Consider the following 17,412-nt stretch of genomic DNA (forward strand, 5'->3'; position numbering starts at 1 on the left):
TCGCTCACCCCCCGGTAACGGCACCGCGCGTATTCCTGCCCACCCGCCCCCGCTGCAGGAGCCGGCCATGCCCCGTCTTGAACGACCCGCACCGTCCGTGTTCAACGCCCTGCTCGATCCGCTCGGCCAGCGCACCGCGCAGCGCCGTACGCGTCGCCATGAAGACCCGCAGGCGGTGGCGCAGGATTACCTGCAGTACATGCTCAGCGACTACGAGGAGCGTCGTGGCCAGAGCCACCGCAACTGGCGCGATCTGTGCCCGGTCTATGCCTTCGCGCTGACCACCCACGCCGCCGACTGGCCGCGCGGTGACGCCGCCGATACCTGCGAGGAACTGGCCGAGCACTGGGAACAGATGCGCGGGCAGTCGCGGTTGGGTTGGGCGCAGGCGCGGCCAGTGGTGGAGGACGCCTGGCGCGCGCTGGACCACATCCCGGCAGCGGCGGTGAGGCCGCTGTTGCAGTAGTGCCGGCCGCTGGCCGGCAGAGGCTCGCTGCCTGAAGTTTCCTGGGGTTGCCGGCCAGCGGCCGGCACTACCGGAAGACGGCGCCCGCAGGCGCCGCTTCGTGGATCAGAAATCCGCGCGGATGCCGAACGTGACGCGTCGGCCGGAGAACTCGTACTGGGTCGGGAACGCCTTGTCGATCGTGTAGCCGCGGGTTGTTTCGTCCAGCAGATTGATCGCTTCCAGGTTCAGCTTCCAGGTGTCGTTGAGGCGGAAGCCGATCGAGGCATCCAGCTGGCCGTATGCATCGCGGTAGACCGGGTACATGTTGAGGTGGATGTACTCGACGTACTTGTCCTTGTAGTTGTACGAGGCGCGCGCGCTGAAGCGGTCGTTCTCGTAATACAGGGTGACGTTGTAGGCCTTCTCGGCCAGCCCTTCCGGTGGCGTCGGAATCGCGAGATCGGAGGCGCCGGTCAGTGAGTTGTCCAGCTGCGTGTAGTTGGCATTGATGCCCCACCCTTCCAGCGCTGGATGCAGCATCGACAGCGGCAGCTGCGCGACCAGCTCCACGCCACTGACCTTGTAGGAGCCGTCGGCGTTGACCGGCTGGTACACCTCGAAGTCGTAGTAGCCATCCAGCGACCCATTGGCGTTGAGCTTCTCGACATTGCGCACGATGCCGGTCAGCGACTGCCGCACCACACCGTCGATCTTCTTGGAGAAATACGACGCCGACAGCAGGCCGCCGTTGTGCAGGTACTTCTCCAGGCCGACCTCCCACTGCCTGGCGGTGGTCGGCTTCAGTGCCGGATTGCCGTCCATGAAGCGGAAACTGCTCCAGCTGACCGTTCGGCGGTAAGCGATGTCGGTCAGCGACGGACGCATCAGCGTCTCCGACGCCGCACCACGCAGCACCAGACCCTCGGCGATCTCGGCAGTCATGTTGAAGCTGGGCAGCAGCTTGCTGTAGTCGCCGCTGCTGGAGACCGGCGTAGCGGTGAAGCCGCTGCTGCCATCGGGCTTCTGCACCGGATGGAAGCCGGCCGAATCGACGTCGGTATCGATCGAGCGCATGCCGAGATTGGCGTACACCGGCACGTGGCCAACGTCGAAGTAGAAATCGGCCATGGCATACAGCGCCAGGGTCTTCTCCTTCACCTCGTAGTACTGGCCGGGGTCCAGCGGCGTCGCATAGCCGGGATAGCGGAAGGTGGCGCGCGCATAGGCGTTGGAGATCTGCTGCCAGTCCAGATCGCTCGGGCGATAGGCGCCGCCCGGGGCCAGCTGGCTGATCCACACCGGGTTGCTGTCGGCCAGCGTGCGCTTGTTCACCCAGGCCGTACTGCCGGCCGAGGGGCCCTGGATCTTGCCGCTGCCGAACTCACGCTGCTTGGTCTTGTCGGTGTAGCGCGCACCGAACTGCACGGCGCTCAGTGCCGGGAAGAACGCCAGGTTCATCTGCCGGCGCAGGTCCAGCTGCGCGGCGTACTTGTCGTCCTTCACGTTCTCCACTTCGGTTTCGTACGCTTCGAACAGGTACTTGTCGGCGGCGTTGTACATGTCGAAGCCACCGACGCTGCTCGGCACGGTTTCACCGCCGTTGCCGGTCCAGCGGGTGCGCGACGGTGCATAGGCCACGTGCTTGAGGTTGGCGTAATCCGAATCCTTGCGTGCACCGGAGTAACCAACCAGCGCATCGATGTCCCAGCCTCCCAGCGTCCAGTCCAGCTTGCTGCTGAACTGGCGATAGTCGGTGTTGGCGTTGCGGTCCTTGCTGAGGATCTCGTGCTGGGTGGCGGTGTAGGCCACATCCTTGAGCACGGTGATGCCATAGGCACCCAGCGTGGTCTTGTCGTAGTCGTAGATGCGGTCCAGCGTGCTGCGGCTGGAGGCCGAGTAGGCCGCGGCATCGTACTCGTCCTCATGGGTGTCGTAGCCGCCGAGCATCGCGTCGAAACTCAGCGAGAAGGTCTCGCTGGGCTTGAACTGCAGCGATGCAGTGGCACCCCACTGGTCCTGCTCATTGAGGTAGACACGGTCGCCGACCTTGTCCTGGAAGATGATGCGGCTGGTCTCGTCCTTGTCCATGCGGTTCTTCACCGCGATACCCGCATCGCGCGCCAGCACGGCGGCGGCCTGCGACGAACGCGTACCGGACGCCTCCAGGAAGCGCCCCATCGGACGGAAGTTGATGCCGGAATTGGAGTCGGTACGGTTGCTGCGCTTGGCCTTGGAGAACGACACCAGGCCACCCCAGTCACCCCAGGTGTCGCTGGCCAGGAACGAGATCTTCGGATCGACCTTGCCGTTGATCGAATTGTGCGAGGCTTCGGCCGAGGCGCTGAACTTCGGCCCGGTGTAGTCGAACGGCTTGGCGGTTTCGATGTAGACCGAACCGGCGATGCCGCCCTCTTCGTCCGCAGCGGTGGGCGACTTCTGCACGGTGACGGTCTGCACCACGTCGGCGGCGAAGATGTCGAACTGCACATCGCGTCCACCACTGCCCGATGCGGTGGCCAGATTGTTGATCGAAACCAGGGTGAACTCGCTGGGCAGGCCGCGCACGCTGACCTTGCTGCCCAGGCCCTTGTTGCGCTCGATGGTGACACCGGGCATGCGCTGCAGCGCCTCGGCCAGGTTCTGCTCGGGGAAATCGGCAACGTCGGTGGCGACGATCGAATCGGAGAAGCCGATATTGGCGCGCTTGAGATCGACAGCGCGTTCCAGGCTTTTTGCGTAGCTGCCATTGACAGTGACGGTGTCCAGCTGCTGCAGCCGTTCGCGGGTATCGCCGTCGGCCTCTTCGGTCTCTGCCATGGCATCGACGGGCAGTACCGCCAAGCCGCCGATCAGGACGGCATGGATGGCGCGGGACAAACGCTTCGCGTGAGGGGCCGCGGCAGCGGCCTCCCGGATCTGGTGACGCATCGGATGGATTTCCCGGTTCCCTGTGGTGATTCGCGCCGCGCCCGCCCGATATCCATCGAACAGACCCCTGCGCCGCGTTGCCGACGTCCGGCGGGCACCGAGCCTAGGGAGAAATTATTAAGCCTGTGTTGCGCTGCGCGAGGCGCGACGGCCGAACCACCAGCCGACCAGCAGCTGCAGTGGCAGTGACGCCAGCAGCGAAATGACGAACCAGAACGGATAGTCTGCCCCGACCGTCCACATGGCGTAGCCGCAGCCGAGGGCGATCAGCGACCAGATCGAAAACCCATGCGAGCGTGGCCAGCAGGGTGCGTAGTAGGTGGCGAAGGAAATGCCGGCGATGCCACCGAGCACGCTGAAGGCCAGGTCCCAGCCGAGCTGTACGCTGTTGTCTGGCGACAGGCCCAGCAGCGGCGGCAGCCAGCTGGCGACGCTGCTGACCAGGGCAAGCGACAGCACGCCGCCGATCAGGGCGACGATGGACAGGAACAGGGTCTTGAGCAGGCCGGGCATGCGCGCATTGTACGGCTGCGGCGTAGAACCCGGGTTGCCGGCCAGCGGCCGGTACTACCGAAGTGCGTGGGTCTGCCGGCCAGCGGCCGGCACCAACGGAGAACAGGCATGGCCGCCGCGCCCGTGGGAGAGGGGTACGGAACGACGGCGGCCATGCACAGGCGGTCAGGCGGCGAAGTCGAGCACCACGCGGCCTTCGATGCTGCCCGCGTGCATCCGCGCGAACACGTCATTGATGTTTTCCAGGCGATCGGTGCTGACCGTGGCCGCGACCTTGCCTTCGGCGGCGAACTGCAGCGACTCCTGCAGGTCCAGACGGGTACCGACGATCGAGCCACGCACGGTGATGCCGTTGAGCACCATGCCGAAGATATCCAGCGGGAAGTTGCCCGGCGGCAGGCCGTTGAGCGACACCGTGCCGCCGCGACGGACCATGCCCAGTGCCTGTTCGAACGCCTTCGGCGACACCGCCGTGACCAGCGCGCCGTGCGCACCGCCAATCTCTTTCTTCAGGTACGCGGCCGGATCGGTGGTGCGCGCGTTCACGGTGACCTGCGCCCCCAGCTGCCGGGCCAATGCCAGCTTGCTGTCGTCCACGTCCACTGCAGCCACATTCAGGCCCATCGCGCGGGCATACTGCACGGCCATGTGGCCCAGGCCGCCGATGCCGGAGATTGCGACCCAGTCGCCGGGCTTGGTGTCGGTGACCTTCAGGCCCTTGTAGACGGTCACGCCGGCGCACAGCACCGGCGCGATCTCGATGAAGCCCACGTCCTTCGGAAGCAGGCCGACATAGTTGGCATCGGCCAGTGCGTACTCGGCGAAGCCGCCGTTGACCGAGTAGCCGGTGTTGCGCTGTGTCTCGCACAGCGTTTCCCAGCCACCCAGGCAGTGTTCGCAATGGCCACACGCCGAGTACAACCAGGGGATGCCGACCCTGTCGCCTTCCTTGACGTGCCCTACCCCGCCTCCCACGGCCACGACGTGCCCCACGCCCTCGTGGCCGGGGATGAACGGCGGGTTCGGTTTCACCGGCCAGTCGCCCTCGGCGGCGTGCAGGTCGGTATGGCAGACGCCACAGGCCTCGATCTTGACCAGTACCTCGCCCGCCCCCGGGCGCGGTACCAGGACTTCCTCGATGACCAGTGGCTTGCCGAACTCACGTACGACGGCGGCCTTCATGGTGGAATGCATGCTCGGATCTCCGTAGTGCGCTTGCCCACAGAATGACGCCGGCTCGAGGCCGGCGCTTTGATCACGATCAAACTATGGAGTATCGACGCCGGGATTCAGCTGGCCAGTACGGCGGCTTCACGGGCCAGGCGTTCGATGGCGTCCCAGTCGCGGGTCTGCAGCAGCGCCGGGGTGGTCAGCCACGAGCCACCCACGCACAGCACGTTGGGCAGATGCAGGAACTGCGGCGCGGTCTGCGCGCTGATGCCACCGGTCGGGCAGAAGCGCACATCGGCGAACGGACCCTGCCAGGCCGCGAGCAGTGCCGCGCCACCGGCCTGGACCGCCGGGAAGAACTTGAAGGTGTCCCGGCCATGTTCCAGTCCCAGGATCAGGTCCGAGGCAGTGGCGGCACCGGGCAGGTATGGCAGGTCGGCATCGCGTGCGGCCGCATACAGCGCCGGCGTGGCACCAGGCGACACGGCGAAACGCGCGCCAGCCTGCTTTGCCGCCTGCATCTGCGCGGCGTTGAGCACGGTGCCGGCGCCGATCACCGCATCAGGCACGGCCTCGACCATGGCCTTGATCGCCTCCAGCGCCTGCGGCGTGCGCAGGGTCACTTCGATCACCGGCAGGCCGCCACGGAACAGCGCCTGGGCCACTTCGACCGCTTCATTCACATCTTCGGGGGTGTACACCGGAATCACCGGTGCCAGCTTCAACAGCGCGCGCAGGCGCGGATCAGCGCTGGACATCGTCTTGCTCCTTGCCCGCCAGGGCATCGCGGATGGCTGCCGGGCCCGGCAGCGCAGCGGCGCATGATGCCACGCACACCGCGAAGGTGCTGGCGCTGCCCTGCCCTGCGCGGAGTCAGGCCGGATCGGCCTGCAGCGCCTGGATGCGGCGCTGGTACCAGTCGGCGCCGACCGGATCGAACACCGCAGAGCGCTCCATCGGCGCCTCATAGACGTGCACCGAGATCGCCAGCGCCTCGTCACTGGCGTTGCGCAGGGTGTGGTACTCGTGCGGTGGAATCAGGCTGCCGGCACTGCCGCAGCCGCCACGCAGCGCGGCGTGGCGACGGAAGCGCCAGCGTTCGCCGGTGCGCTCCAGCAGTTCGTAACGGGTGATCTCCAGCTCCCCTAACCACACGCCCTCCACACACCACATGGCATCGTGGTCGTGCAGCGGCGTGCCCTGCCCCGGGCCCCAGCTCATGGCAATCACGCTGTAGCCGTGTTCGCGGCTGTGGTACAGCGGACGTCGCGCGTAGTGATCACTGACCGGACGATGCACGCAATCGGGCAACTCGATGCGGCTGTCAGCAATGGCGTCCTGCAGCGCGAGCTGCAGACGGGCGGTGATGCGCTCGGCATCACCGCAGGTCATCGCCGCATCGACGGCAGCGATAAGACGGTCGCGGCCACGGAACGCCGGAAACGGAGAAGTCTGCAGGTCCATGCCTCGACTGTAGACGAGCGTGGTTAAGGGAATGTTGGTGTTCGCGTGTCGCGCCCGCATTCATGGCAAGCCCGCGTGAAAAACGGTTCAGATGCGAATGCAGTAGAGCGATCACAATGGAACCTTGCGCCGTGGAGCGAGTCGAACACGACGCTACCTGTCTTCACTGCGACATTCCGCAACTTCGCGCCGGACGAGCGCAAGGCTAGAATTTTCCGACTTACCTGGTTCTATACATGTCAGTGCGAATTATTAGCGATGCCGCGTTGCCGGCATCGAAGGGCAAGGCTGCCACGATCAACGACATCGCACGACTGTCGGGAGTTTCCAAGAAAACGGTTTCAAGAATCATCAACAACTCGCCGCTGGTGCGCAAAGACACCCGCGACAAGGTCGAGGCGTTGATGCGCGAGGTCGGTTATGTGCCCGACCCACTGGCGCGCGGACTGGCGTTCCGCCGCTCCTTCCTGATCGGCCTGGTGTATGACGACCCCGGCGCCCAGTGCATCGTCGACCTGCAGCAGGGCGCGCTGGAAGCGTTGCGTGGTACCGGCTACGAGCTGGTGGTGCACCCGTGCGACAGCCAGGATCCGGACTGCGCGAACGGCGTGCGACGCTTCGTGCAGCAGCAGAAGCTGCACGGTGTGATCCTCGGCCCGCGCGCTTCCGAATCGGTTGCGTTGGCACGGATGCTCGACGAGATCGACTGCCGCCATGTCCGCATCACCGCGCATGCGGCGGAGGACCAGGCACCGGCGGTGGTCACCCATGATCGCGACGGTGCCGCGGCGGCGGCGGGCTACCTGCTCTCGCTTGGCCACCGCGACATCGCGGTGATCGGCGGTCCGGGCGAGCGGCGTGTGGCCCGCGAGCGCATCCACGGCTTCCTGGACCGGTTGGCCCAGGGGGGGCTGACGCTGCCCGGCGAGCGTGTACTGGAAGCCGGCGATACCTTCGAGTCGGGCGTGCACGCGGCCGAACGCCTGCTGCTGGGCGAAGGCCGGCCCAGTGCGATCTTCGCCGGCAACGACGAGATGGCGGCAGGCGTGTACCAGGTGGCACTGCGTGCGGGCATCGCGGTGCCGCAACAGTTGTCGATCGTCAGCTACGACGACAGCCCACTGGCCTCGCGGTTGTGGCCGCCGCTGACCTCGGTGCGGCGCCACGTCAGCGATATCGGCCGTGCGGCCGCGGCGATGCTGGTGCAGACCGATGTGCCGGATGCGCCGACGGCTGCCAGCGTGCATCCACAGCTGATGGTGCGTGGTTCCTGCCGGGCAGTGGACGGCTGAGTGCCCTGCCCTCGCCTGCGCCGCAGGTGCGTTGCACGGATGGCATGAACGAAAACGGCGCACCCCTGTGCGCCGTTTTCATTGCGAAGCCGATGGCGCGGCGTGCTTACACGTCGCCGCCGTCGGCCCAACCTTCGCCGCTGCCCTGCTGGAACACGCGGTCGTCGCCCTGCACCTCACCGGCCGGCAGGTGCGCCTGGTCGGCCAGCGCGGCATAGATCGGGGTGAAGTCCGGCGACGTCGCCTGCATCAGCTGCTCGAAGCTGTCGATGACGAAGTAGGTCTTCTGGAAGGTGTCGATGCGGTAGCGCGTGCGCATGATCCGTTGCAGGTCGAAGCCGATGCGGTTGGGCGCGGCCGATTCCAATGAGTACAGCGATTCGCCCTTCGACGACACGATGCCTGCACCGTAGATGCGCAGGCCGTCCGGCGTATTGATCAGGCCGAACTCCACCGTGTACCAGTACAGGCGGGTCAGGTTCTGCAGCGCGTCCGGGCCGATCGCGTGGGCTTTGACGCCACCACGGCCGTAGGCCTCCATGTAATCGGCGAACACCGGGTTCATCAGCAGCGGCACGTGGCCGAACAGGTCGTGGAACAGATCCGGCTCGGCGATGTAGTCGATCTGGTCCGGACGACGGATCCACCAGGTCACCGGGAAACGGCGGTTGGCCAGGTGGTCGAAGAAATCCAGTTCCGGCAGCAGGCCTTCCACACCCACCAGGGTCCAGCCGGTCGCAGCACCCAGCACCTCGTTGAGCTGGTCGAAGCGCGGAATCATGTGCGCGCTCATGCCCATCTCGTCCTGCGCATCCAGGAATTCCTGGCAGGCGCGGCCGACCAGCAACTCGCGCTGGCGCTGGTACAGCGTGCTCCAGGTGGCGTGGTCGTCGGCGCTATAGGTGTCCCACGGCTGCTCGACGAGCGCGGTGGTGTACACCGGCACATAGCCCTTGTCGGTCTGCTGATGTTCGACGCGGCGGGGCTGGGCGAGATCCATGGGACACTCCTTGAAGGGATACCCACGATGCTAGGACAGGGTGCGCGCAACAGGGTTGCAAAAGTTGCGTCGATTGACCTTGTTGGCGCAATATCCTTGCGTACTCACCATGTTGCGGGGCAACAATGGCCGGAGAAGTCCAGTTCGATCGCACGGATATACGTCTGCTGGCTGAAATCCAGCGGGACGGGCGCGCCACCAACGCCGAGCTGGCAACGCGGGTGAACCTTTCGCCCTCGGCCTGCCTGCGCCGCCTGCAGCGGCTGGAAAGCGAAGGCGTGATCGTCGGCTACGGCGCACGGCTGGAACCCCGACAGCTGCGGCTGGGCCTGCAGGCCTTCGTGCGCGTGCAGCTGGAGAAGCACGACCAGGCCGCCATCGGCCATTTCGTGGACAGCGTGCAAGGCTGGGATGAGGTGGTGGCCTGCCATGCGCTGACTGGCGACATGGACTACCTGCTGCATGTCTACGTGCGCGACCTGGAGCACTTCTCGCGCTTCCTGCTGGACCGGCTGCTCAACGCCGGTGGCGTAGCCGATGCCAATTCCAGCTTCGTGCTGCGCACGGTGAAGGGATTCCAGGCGTTGCCGCTGTCGCAGCTGGAATCCTGAGCGACCACCGGGCAGGCGTCAGGACATCAGCACTTGTGCTTGCGGCCCATCAGCTTGCCAAGGCGCGAGGCTTCCTCGCACTTCGGTGCGGCCACCGGGGCCGGTGCCGCTGCGGCGGCGCGTGCGCGTTGCAGCTGCTGGATCTTCGCGCGGATCTGCGGCATTGCTGCCATTGCCGCCTTCTCGCCTTCCAGGATTGCCGTGCCTCGCTGGCTGAAATCGGCGGCGCCGATGTCCAGCACCTTCGGGCGGATGACGATGTCGGCGCGCGCCAGTTCCTGCTCGCCCAGGCGCTGGCCCATGATCGAGATGGACTGGTTGACGATGCCGAGCATGCCGGTCGGCGCCTTGCCGCTGGCCTTGCTGGAGATATCCACGGCGATCACGAAGTCGGCACCAAGCTGACGCGCGGCATCCACCGGCACCGGGCTGACCACGCCGCCATCGATATAGTTGCGGCCGCCGATCTTCACCGGCTCGAACACGCCGGGGATGCTGCTCGACGCGCGCACGGCCTGGCCGACGTTGCCGCGCACGAAGATCGCGCGCTCGCCGGTTTCCAGCTGGGTGGCCACGGCGGCGAATGGCTTCTTCAGGCGCTCGGCGGGGCGGTTGGCGACCTGCTCGTTGACGTAGTCCTGCAGCTTCTGGCCCTGCACCAGGCCGCCGGAGAACAGGCGCACGTCGCGGATGCTGGCTTCGTCCAGCGCCACCGCCTTGCTCTGCATCTGGAACGCGTCCATGCCACTGGCATACAGCGCACCGACCACGCTGCCGGCGCTGGTGCCGGAGACCACGGCCGGCTCGAAGCCATTGGCTTCCAGCATCTTGATCACGCCGATGTGGGCAAAGCCCTTGGCTGCGCCGCCACCCAGGGCGATGCCGATCCTGATCGGCTTGGCCTGCGGCACCACCGTCGCCGACGGCGGTGGCGCGGGGCGGACCGGGTCGCCACCACAACCGGCCAGCAGGCCGATCAAGGCGACGGTCAGCAGCATGCGGGGGCGGAACAGGCTCATCGGCAGTGCGCTCGCGGCGCCGGAATCGGGAAAGGGCGCCAGCATACCGAAGCCGTGGCGGGCCGGGCAGGGTGGGGGAATTCCCTATTCATGGAACACCACGGGTAGCGCCGGGCCATGCCCGGCGAGCGCAGCGGCGCTCAGAACCGGTTGTCGCCGCCCAGCGTCCGACCCAGGCTACCCAGTACCGAGCCTTCGCCACGGCTCTGGCCGCCACCCTGCGGTGCGGCCATCCACATGCGGCCGGCCAGGCGCGAGAAGGGCAGCGACTGCAGCCAGACCTTGCCCGGTCCGGTCAGCGTGGCCAGGAACACGCCTTCGCCGCCGAACAGCATGCTCTTGATGCCGCTGACCCGGCGCACGTCCATCTCCACGCTCGGGTGGTAGGCCACCACGCAGCCGGTATCCACATCCAGGCGCTCACCGGCGGCCAGCTCGCGCTCGATCACGCAGCCGCCGGCGTGGATGAACACCCAGCCGTCACCTTCCAGCTTCTGCATGATGAAACCCTCGCCGCCGAACAGGCCGGTCATGATCCTGCGCTGGAACTGCACGCCGATCTGCACGCCGCGCGCGCCGGCCAGGAAGCTGTCCTTCTGGCAGATCAGGCGGCCGCCATGCTGGTCCAGCCGCATCGCCAGCACGGTACCGGGGTAGGGCGCGGCGAAGGCGACCTTGCCCTTGCCGTGGCCGGTCTGGGTGTAGACGGTGGCGAACAGGCTCTCGCCGGTCAGCACACGCCGGCCGGCGGCCATCATCTTGTCCATCAGGCCGCCGCTGCTGGCGGCGCCGCTGCCGAACACCGTGTCCATCTGCACCGTCGCGTCCTTGAACATCAGCGCACCTGCTTCGGCCACCGCGCTTTCGCCGGGGTCGAGCTCGATCTCCACGAACTGCATTTCATGGCCGACGATGCGGAACTCGATGTCGTCGGCACGGCCACCGGGGGTGGCCGGAACCGGCGGCGGGATGTTCGGCATGCCGGGTGCCGGTGACTGCAGTTCGGACACCTCGGCAATCGGCGTCCACCCGTTCATGCCCTGGCACCAGGCCAGCGCGCGCCGGTTGGCCTGCGCAAAGCGGCGCGCGGCCTCGTCATCGAGTGGGCCGACACGCTCGGCCTGGGCGGAGGTGTGGAAATACCACTGGGTCATGGCGGCAGGTCCGTCGCGGTGGAAAACCCCGAGTCTAGCGAGCAGGCCGGGGCGATCGCGACGGGGCCATGAACGGCCGGCATTTGCGAGGCAGGTGCTGTATTGCAACAATTATCTGGTAGCGCCGTTTTACCACCCCTCCAAACACAGCCTACCGCCATGTCCCCGACCCGTACTTCCCGTGGCCGATCTCCGGTCGCGCGCCCCCTCGTTGCCGCTCTTTCCGCCCTGCTGCCGCTGGTAGCAGCCGCCCAGGAAACCCCCGCTGCCAAGGATCCGGTTGCCCTCGATGCCCTGCAGGTCACCGCACAGCGCCGCGTCGAGAACGCCAAGGATGTACCGGTCGCGCTCAGCGCGATCCAGGGCGAGAAGCTGGATGTGCTCGGCTCGGCCGGCGATGACATCCGCTTCCTGGCCGCCCGTGTGCCCAGCCTCAACATCGAATCGTCCTACGGGCGTGCCTTCCCGCGCTTCTACATCCGCGGCCTGGGCAACACCGACTTCGATCTCAATGCCTCGCAGCCGGTGTCGCTGGTGTACGACGATGTGGTGCAGGAAAGCCCGCTGTTGAAGGGCTTCCCGCTGTTCGACCTGGCCAACGTGGAAGTGCTGCGCGGCCCGCAGGGCACGCTGTTCGGTCGCAATACCCCGGCCGGCGTGGTCAAGTTCGATTCGGCGCGTCCGTCGCAGGATGCCGATGGCTACATCCGCGTGGGCTATGGCACCTACAACAGCTGGAACGTGCAGGGCGCCTACGGCGGCCCACTGACCGACCGCTGGTCGGCGCGTGTGTCGGCGATCTACCAGCGCCGCGACGACTGGGTCGACAACACCCGTGTCGGCGCGCCCAACAGCGGCTTCGAAGGCTATGACGAAGCCGCCGGCCGCGTGCAGTTCCTGTACGAAGGCGATGACTTCGAAGCGTTGTTCAACCTGCACAAGCGCAAGCTCAACGGCACCGCACGCCTGTTCCGCGCCAACATCATCCAGAAGGGTGGCAATTCGCTGGTCGAGAACTTCGATCGCGACAAGGTGGCCAACGACGGCGTCAACTTCTCCGACCTGAAGACCTGGGGCGGCAGCGCGCGCCTGCAGTGGAACCTCGGCTCGGTGACCCTGCACTCGATCACCGGCTACGAGACCGCCGAATCGCTCAACCGCGGTGACATCGACGGTGGCTACGGTGCGGCCTTCCTCGGTGCCGGCAACTATGGCCCGGGCTTCATCCCGTTCTCGTCGGAGTCGGCCGATGGCCTGCCGCACCACCGCCAGTGGACGCAGGAATTCCGCATCGAGTCCAACGAGTGGGGCCGCTTCGACTGGCAGGCCGGCGTCTTCTATTTCGATGAAGACGTGACCATCAACAACTTCAACTACGACTCGCTGACGCCGGGCAATCCGCAGACCGGCCACGTGGTGCAGAACCAGCGCAACAAGGCGTGGGCGGTGTTCGCCTCGGGTGACTTCGACGTCACCGACCGCTTCAAGCTGCGCGCTGGCGTGCGCTACACCCAGGACAAGAAGGACTTCAGCGCCAGCGTGCTGCAGGCCGTTCCGTTCGGCACCCCGGTCAGCGGCCCGTACCTGGCCAACACCGACGTCAACGACGTCAGCTGGGATCTCAGCGGTGTGTACAAGCTGACCGACGACATCAACGCCTACGCCCGCGTCGCCAAGGGCTTCCGTGCGCCGTCGATCCAGGGCCGTCTGGCCTTCGCCCCGGGCCTGTCGCAGGCCAACTCGGAGAAGGTCATCTCGTACGAAGCCGGCATCAAGGCCGACCTGTTCGAGCGCCGCGCGCGCCTGGGCCTGAGCGTGTTTCGCTACAACGTCGATGGCCAGCAGCTGATCGCGGTGGGCGGCACCAACAACACCGCCACCCTGCTCAATGCCGACAAGACCATCGGCCAGGGCGTCGAACTGGACCTGGAAGCCTACCTGGCCGACAACGTGCTGCTGACCTTCGGCAGCAGCTACAACGACACCGAGATCAAGGACAAGAACCTGGCGGTGGCGATCTGCGGCGGTGGCTGCACCATCACCGACCCGACCACGGTGATCAACGGCCAGACCTACGCGCTGGTCAACGGCAACCCGTTGCCGCAGGCACCGAAGTGGATCCACAACGCGACCCTGCGCGTCGGCTTCCCGCTCAGTGATGGCAGCGAGCTGTACGCCTACACCGATTGGGCCTACCGCAGTGCGGTGAACTTCTTCATCTACGAATCGCCGGAGTTCCGCGGCCGTAGTTCGCTGGAAGGCGGCCTGCGCCTGGGCTACAACTGGGATTACGGTCAGTACGACGTGGCCGTGTTCGGTCGCAACCTGACCAACCAGACCCGCGTGGTCGGTGCGATCGACTTCAACAACCTGACCGGCTTCCTCAACGAGCCGCGTACCTGGGGCGTGGAGTTCACCGCGAAGTTCTGATGCGCTTGCCGCATTGATGCAATGAAGAAGGGCCGGCGCAATGCCGGCCCTTCTGCTGTATGGGGTCAGAGCCCTTTCCTGCGGAAAGGGATCCGACCCCGATGGCACCGGCATTCCGCGCTGGGGTCAGATCCCTTTCCGAAGGGAATGGCTCTGACCCCGGACCACCGCTTACAGCGCGCTCTGCGGGCGCACCTTCAGCACTGCATTCTCGGTGGCGCAGTCGTGGCTGGAGTGCAGGCCGGCCTTGCGTGCGGCGGCGATTTCCTTGCGCGCGGCCAGCAGGTCCTTGTTGAACGCCGCGTTGTCGTGCAGGCGGGCCACGGCGGCGGCACCCATGAAGCGACCCTCCAGGATGTCGCTCTGCCAGTGCACGTTGCACACCAGGCGGCTCTCACCGTAGTTGCGGCCACGGGCCTGGATGGCATCGGCGCGGTCCGGTGCGATCTCTGACAGGATCAGCGCCCAGGCCCAGCCGATCGAGGTGTGGCCGGACGGGTAGGAACCGTTCTTGCGCAGGCCCTCTTCATCCTTCGGCGCGCAGGTTGGCTCGCCGTTGACCATGAACGGGCGGGGGCGCTGGTAGTGGTTCTTGGCAGCCTTGGTGGCGGCACTGGCGTCGATCCGGCTGCGCTCCAGCAGGCGGTACAGTGCTGGCGTCTTCACCGCGTCGACGTCGATGTCGACGGCGCAGGAGAAGTGGTTGGCGCCTTCCGGGAAGCCAAGCTCCGCATCGACACCGGCCTGGGCGAAGCGCGGGCTGCCCCGCAGTGCGCGGGCCTCACGGCTGACCTGTTCGTCCAGCGCGAGGGCGGCCGAACCGGCGACCGGTGGTGCCGGCACCAGGTCCAGGCTGGCCGGTACCGCGCTCTTGTCCAGATAACCCACCGCCTTGGTGGTGATGTTGGCTTCGACGGCGGTCGGCTTGGTGGCGGTGGCAGCACAGCCGGCCAGGGCCACGGCAACGGCGAGGCCGAGCAGGGGGCGGGCGGGGTGGGAAATCAGCGACATGGACGGGCTCCGGAAGAAAAACATCGCGTCATGATCGCAGCCCATATGCGACACCGCAGTGGCCATCGGTCATACGGCCAGACCCGGCATGGTCATCGGAGCAGTACGAAAAACGTCATTGAGTGTCGTCAGTCTCCTGAATCCGGGCGCAGCGCACGGACTTTCACGCGGCCGCGCCGTGAGCATCGGCACAACGGCAAGCACCAGGGGCCGTCCAGTTCCAGCCGGGTCGGGGGGATCCGCTGACAGAGGGAGAGAAGCGATGCGCAGCACCGCAACAGGAAGTACCGTCCTGGCCCTGCTCCTCGGGCTGGCAACCGCCCCGGCGCAGGCCGCCGACGTGGTCGGCGTGGCCTTCGTGCATGGCACCGGCGCGCAGACCAATGCCACCCAGGACTACTGGCAACCGGCGATCATCGACACCGTGCGCCAGGGCCTGCCGAACAGCAGCAACTACGTGGTGATCAACTGCGACTTCACCCAGTACATGTGGAAGCCGGAAGCGGCCGGCTGCCTGGCCAACCAGTTGACGGGCTTCATCGACAGCCGTGGCATTACCCAGCTGGTGGTGATCACCCATTCCAACGGCGGCAACGTGATGCGCTGGATCCTGTCCAACCCGACCTACGACAGCCGCTATCCGAAGATCATCCGCACCGTGCGCAAGGTCACCGCGCTGGCGCCGTCCTCGGCGGGAACGCCGCTGGCCGACGCGGTGCTCAACGGCAATACCTTTGAAACCTCGCTGGGCTGGCTGCTGGGCTACAAGAACGACGCGGTGCGCCAACAGCAGGTGGCGAGCATGGCGACCTACAACGCGCAGAACCTGTACGGCACCGCCGGCCGCCCGGCGCTGCCCAAACCGTTCCGCGCGGTGGTTGGCAGTGATGTCGAGTCGGCGGTGTGGGACAGCAACAGCTACTGCGGTGGCTACGCCGCAAATGTCGGCCTGGAGTTCACCCAGAACTGGCTGTCGTCCTGCTCCGATGGCTTCCTGGAGTGCAGCAGCCAGAAGGCTGCCGGCACCACCTGGTTCACCGACAAGCAGCGTACCCAGGGAGCCGAGCCGCTCAGCCACAACCAGAGCCGCCGCGAGTGCTTCGGCCTTGGCACCCTGCTGCGCAACGACCTGACCCAGTGAGGGAGACGACCATGACGATCCATTCCACCCTGCTGGCCAGCGCCGTGCTGGCGGTGTTGACCCTGTCCGCGGCGCAGGCCGCACAGCCGCTGCGTACCGCCAGTGCAGGCGACCAGGTGCCCGCTGCCCTGGTCGCCGCGCCGTTGCCCGTCGATGAAAGCGAACACGCGCCGTTGTCTTTCGCCTGGACCCTGGACCCTGCGCAACCGCTGCAGGCAGCCACGCCGTATGCCTCGGTCAGCCGCAGCTACTGGCAACAGGTCGATGGCGCGCAGCTGCAACGTGGCCTGGACCTGCCGCTGACGGCCGCTGATGCGGTGATCCAGCTGAGCCCAGCCGAAGGCGCCCGCGTGCTGCCGGCCGATACCCTGCAGGTGCGCGACCCGGCCGGCCGCAGCAGCGTGGCGCGTAGTGTCGATGCCCGCGCGCTGCAGGAGGCCGGCATGCCGGTACGCGATGGCAGCAGCATGCTGCGCACCGGTGCGACCAGTGCGGCGGGTGCGTACAGGCTGCAGAGCACGCAGGCGCAGGGCCGTTACGTGGTGCAGGTGCTGGAGCCGAACAGCCCGCTGCGGCTGGAGGTACAGGCCAGCCAGGCGCAGGTCCTGACCGGCGGCAACCTGCAGCTGCAGGCGCGCCTGCTGGAGGACGGTGCGACGACCGCGCAGTTGGCGTCGCGTCGCGGCAGCCTCGGCGGCGAAGCCCTGCTGGTTGCGCCGGATGGCCGCAGCTGGCCGCAGCGCCTGCTGCGTACCACCGACGGCAGCCTGCGCGCGCAGGTACGCATCCCGGCCGATGCCGGCACCGTGCAGGGGTTGTGGGAGCTGCAGGTGTTCGCCCAGGCCGATGGCGTGCTGCGCGATGGCAAGGTGGCCTTCGCGGTGGCGCGGCCGACCGCCCGCTTCAGTGGCCAGGCGGCGCCGGACCCGGCCAGCCGCCTGGTAGCGCTGCCGCTGCAGGTGGCGGCGGCCGGCCGCTATGAGGCGCGTGGCACGTTGTATGCCACCGGTCACGATGGCCAGCTGAAGCCGGTGGCGCAGGCCCATGCGGCAGCATGGTTCGACGGACCGGGCGCGGGGCAGCTGGTACTGCCGTTCGACCAGGCAGCGTTGCCGGCTGGGTTTGGTGCGCCATACGAGCTGCGCGACCTGCAGCTGCAGGACCAGAGCCGGATGGCACCGATCGAATCGCGCGCGCTGGCGTTGCGATTCTGAGCAATGGTGCAGCGGGC

At 66.9% G+C, this 17,412-nt stretch carries 15 protein-coding genes; 6 read left to right on the forward strand and 9 right to left on the reverse strand.

Annotation, left to right across the window (positions count from 1 at the left end):
- Positions 1-67: 67 nt before the first annotated feature.
- Positions 68-466 carry a hypothetical protein gene (locus tag ABH900_RS11410; RefSeq protein WP_429622957.1) on the forward strand — a complete coding sequence of 133 codons (399 nt, stop codon included), beginning with the start codon at positions 68-70 and terminating at the stop codon, positions 464-466.
- A gap of 105 nt (positions 467-571) precedes the next feature.
- Here ABH900_RS11410 and ABH900_RS11415 read toward each other — a convergent pair whose 3' ends face one another.
- The 5 genes from ABH900_RS11415 to ABH900_RS11435 all read right to left on the reverse strand — a co-directional run bounded on the left by ABH900_RS11415 (position 572) and on the right by ABH900_RS11435 (position 6,523).
- The gene (locus ABH900_RS11415) at positions 572-3,265 is read right to left on the reverse strand and encodes a TonB-dependent receptor (RefSeq protein ID WP_429622958.1); all 2,694 of its coding nucleotides are present in this window, start codon (positions 3,263-3,265) and stop codon (positions 572-574) included.
- Between the two features lie 228 nt (positions 3,266-3,493).
- Positions 3,494-3,889 carry a hypothetical protein gene (locus ABH900_RS11420; RefSeq protein ID WP_429622959.1) on the reverse strand — a complete coding sequence of 132 codons (396 nt, stop codon included), beginning with the start codon at positions 3,887-3,889 and terminating at the stop codon, positions 3,494-3,496.
- Positions 3,890-4,054: 165 nt separating this feature from the next.
- On the reverse strand, positions 4,055-5,083 hold the full coding sequence (gene adhP, locus ABH900_RS11425; protein WP_429622960.1) for an alcohol dehydrogenase AdhP: 1,029 nt from the start codon (positions 5,081-5,083) through the stop codon (positions 4,055-4,057).
- 95 nt (positions 5,084-5,178) lie between these two features.
- Positions 5,179-5,817: a bifunctional 4-hydroxy-2-oxoglutarate aldolase/2-dehydro-3-deoxy-phosphogluconate aldolase gene (gene eda / locus ABH900_RS11430; protein WP_429622961.1), complete on the reverse strand. Its 639-nt coding sequence runs from the start codon at positions 5,815-5,817 to the stop codon at positions 5,179-5,181.
- Between the two features lie 115 nt (positions 5,818-5,932).
- Entirely contained in the window at positions 5,933-6,523 is a 591-nt protein-coding gene (locus tag ABH900_RS11435) for a cysteine dioxygenase (RefSeq protein WP_429622962.1), read from the reverse strand.
- 236 nt (positions 6,524-6,759) lie between these two features.
- Between ABH900_RS11435 and ABH900_RS11440 the strand changes: the two genes are divergently transcribed.
- Positions 6,760-7,815, forward strand: coding sequence for a LacI family DNA-binding transcriptional regulator (locus tag ABH900_RS11440; protein ID WP_429622963.1), 1,056 nt, complete (start codon positions 6,760-6,762; stop codon positions 7,813-7,815).
- Positions 7,816-7,921: 106 nt separating this feature from the next.
- Here ABH900_RS11440 and phhA read toward each other — a convergent pair whose 3' ends face one another.
- On the reverse strand, positions 7,922-8,815 hold the full coding sequence (gene phhA, locus ABH900_RS11445) for a phenylalanine 4-monooxygenase (RefSeq protein WP_429622964.1): 894 nt from the start codon (positions 8,813-8,815) through the stop codon (positions 7,922-7,924).
- A gap of 125 nt (positions 8,816-8,940) precedes the next feature.
- Here phhA and ABH900_RS11450 point away from each other — a divergent pair, with 125 nt between their 5' ends.
- The gene (locus tag ABH900_RS11450) at positions 8,941-9,426 is read left to right on the forward strand and encodes an Lrp/AsnC family transcriptional regulator (protein WP_429622965.1); all 486 of its coding nucleotides are present in this window, start codon (positions 8,941-8,943) and stop codon (positions 9,424-9,426) included.
- 26 nt (positions 9,427-9,452) lie between these two features.
- On the opposite strand, the gene ABH900_RS11455 is transcribed toward ABH900_RS11450, so the two are convergent.
- Together ABH900_RS11455 and ABH900_RS11460 are read right to left on the reverse strand one after the other, a co-directional pair.
- The gene (locus ABH900_RS11455) at positions 9,453-10,445 is read right to left on the reverse strand and encodes a patatin-like phospholipase family protein (RefSeq protein WP_429622966.1); all 993 of its coding nucleotides are present in this window, start codon (positions 10,443-10,445) and stop codon (positions 9,453-9,455) included.
- 140 nt (positions 10,446-10,585) lie between these two features.
- A complete protein-coding gene (locus tag ABH900_RS11460; RefSeq protein WP_429622967.1) occupies positions 10,586-11,599 on the reverse strand; it encodes a TIGR00266 family protein in 1,014 nt (337 codons plus the stop codon).
- A 159-nt stretch (positions 11,600-11,758) separates the two neighbouring features.
- On the opposite strand from ABH900_RS11460, the gene ABH900_RS11465 reads away from it, so the two are divergent.
- The gene (locus tag ABH900_RS11465) at positions 11,759-14,029 is read left to right on the forward strand and encodes a TonB-dependent receptor (protein WP_429622968.1); all 2,271 of its coding nucleotides are present in this window, start codon (positions 11,759-11,761) and stop codon (positions 14,027-14,029) included.
- A 171-nt stretch (positions 14,030-14,200) separates the two neighbouring features.
- Here ABH900_RS11465 and ABH900_RS11470 read toward each other — a convergent pair whose 3' ends face one another.
- Positions 14,201-15,040, reverse strand: coding sequence for an acid phosphatase (locus ABH900_RS11470; protein WP_429622969.1), 840 nt, complete (start codon positions 15,038-15,040; stop codon positions 14,201-14,203).
- Positions 15,041-15,302: 262 nt separating this feature from the next.
- On the opposite strand from ABH900_RS11470, the gene ABH900_RS11475 reads away from it, so the two are divergent.
- Positions 15,303-16,181: a hypothetical protein gene (locus ABH900_RS11475; protein WP_429622970.1), complete on the forward strand. Its 879-nt coding sequence runs from the start codon at positions 15,303-15,305 to the stop codon at positions 16,179-16,181.
- A gap of 11 nt (positions 16,182-16,192) precedes the next feature.
- A complete protein-coding gene (locus ABH900_RS11480; protein ID WP_429622971.1) occupies positions 16,193-17,395 on the forward strand; it encodes a DUF4785 domain-containing protein in 1,203 nt (400 codons plus the stop codon).
- Positions 17,396-17,412: the final 17 nt, after the last annotated feature.

Source organism: Stenotrophomonas sp. AN71 (genome assembly GCF_050435725.1).
Taxonomy (GTDB): domain Bacteria; phylum Pseudomonadota; class Gammaproteobacteria; order Xanthomonadales; family Xanthomonadaceae; genus Stenotrophomonas.

Bases quoted from the DNA above. Each gene is read 5' to 3' on its own strand.
- ABH900_RS11475 (WP_429622970.1), top strand. From the start codon at position 15,303: ATGCGCAGCACCGCAACAGGAAGTACCGTCCTGGCCCTGCTCCTCGGG.
- phhA (WP_429622964.1), bottom strand. From the start codon at position 8,815: ATGGATCTCGCCCAGCCCCGCCGCGTCGAACATCAGCAGACCGACAAG.
- ABH900_RS11460 (WP_429622967.1), bottom strand. From the start codon at position 11,599: ATGACCCAGTGGTATTTCCACACCTCCGCCCAGGCCGAGCGTGTCGGC.
- ABH900_RS11410 (WP_429622957.1), top strand. From the start codon at position 68: ATGCCCCGTCTTGAACGACCCGCACCGTCCGTGTTCAACGCCCTGCTC.
- eda (WP_429622961.1), bottom strand. From the start codon at position 5,817: ATGTCCAGCGCTGATCCGCGCCTGCGCGCGCTGTTGAAGCTGGCACCG.
- ABH900_RS11440 (WP_429622963.1), top strand. From the start codon at position 6,760: ATGTCAGTGCGAATTATTAGCGATGCCGCGTTGCCGGCATCGAAGGGC.
- adhP (WP_429622960.1), bottom strand. From the start codon at position 5,083: ATGCATTCCACCATGAAGGCCGCCGTCGTACGTGAGTTCGGCAAGCCA.
- ABH900_RS11450 (WP_429622965.1), top strand. From the start codon at position 8,941: ATGGCCGGAGAAGTCCAGTTCGATCGCACGGATATACGTCTGCTGGCT.
- ABH900_RS11465 (WP_429622968.1), top strand. From the start codon at position 11,759: ATGTCCCCGACCCGTACTTCCCGTGGCCGATCTCCGGTCGCGCGCCCC.
- ABH900_RS11435 (WP_429622962.1), bottom strand. From the start codon at position 6,523: ATGGACCTGCAGACTTCTCCGTTTCCGGCGTTCCGTGGCCGCGACCGT.
- ABH900_RS11480 (WP_429622971.1), top strand. From the start codon at position 16,193: ATGACGATCCATTCCACCCTGCTGGCCAGCGCCGTGCTGGCGGTGTTG.
- ABH900_RS11470 (WP_429622969.1), bottom strand. From the start codon at position 15,040: ATGTCGCTGATTTCCCACCCCGCCCGCCCCCTGCTCGGCCTCGCCGTT.
- ABH900_RS11415 (WP_429622958.1), bottom strand. From the start codon at position 3,265: ATGGCAGAGACCGAAGAGGCCGACGGCGATACCCGCGAACGGCTGCAG.
- ABH900_RS11420 (WP_429622959.1), bottom strand. From the start codon at position 3,889: ATGCCCGGCCTGCTCAAGACCCTGTTCCTGTCCATCGTCGCCCTGATC.
- ABH900_RS11455 (WP_429622966.1), bottom strand. From the start codon at position 10,445: ATGAGCCTGTTCCGCCCCCGCATGCTGCTGACCGTCGCCTTGATCGGC.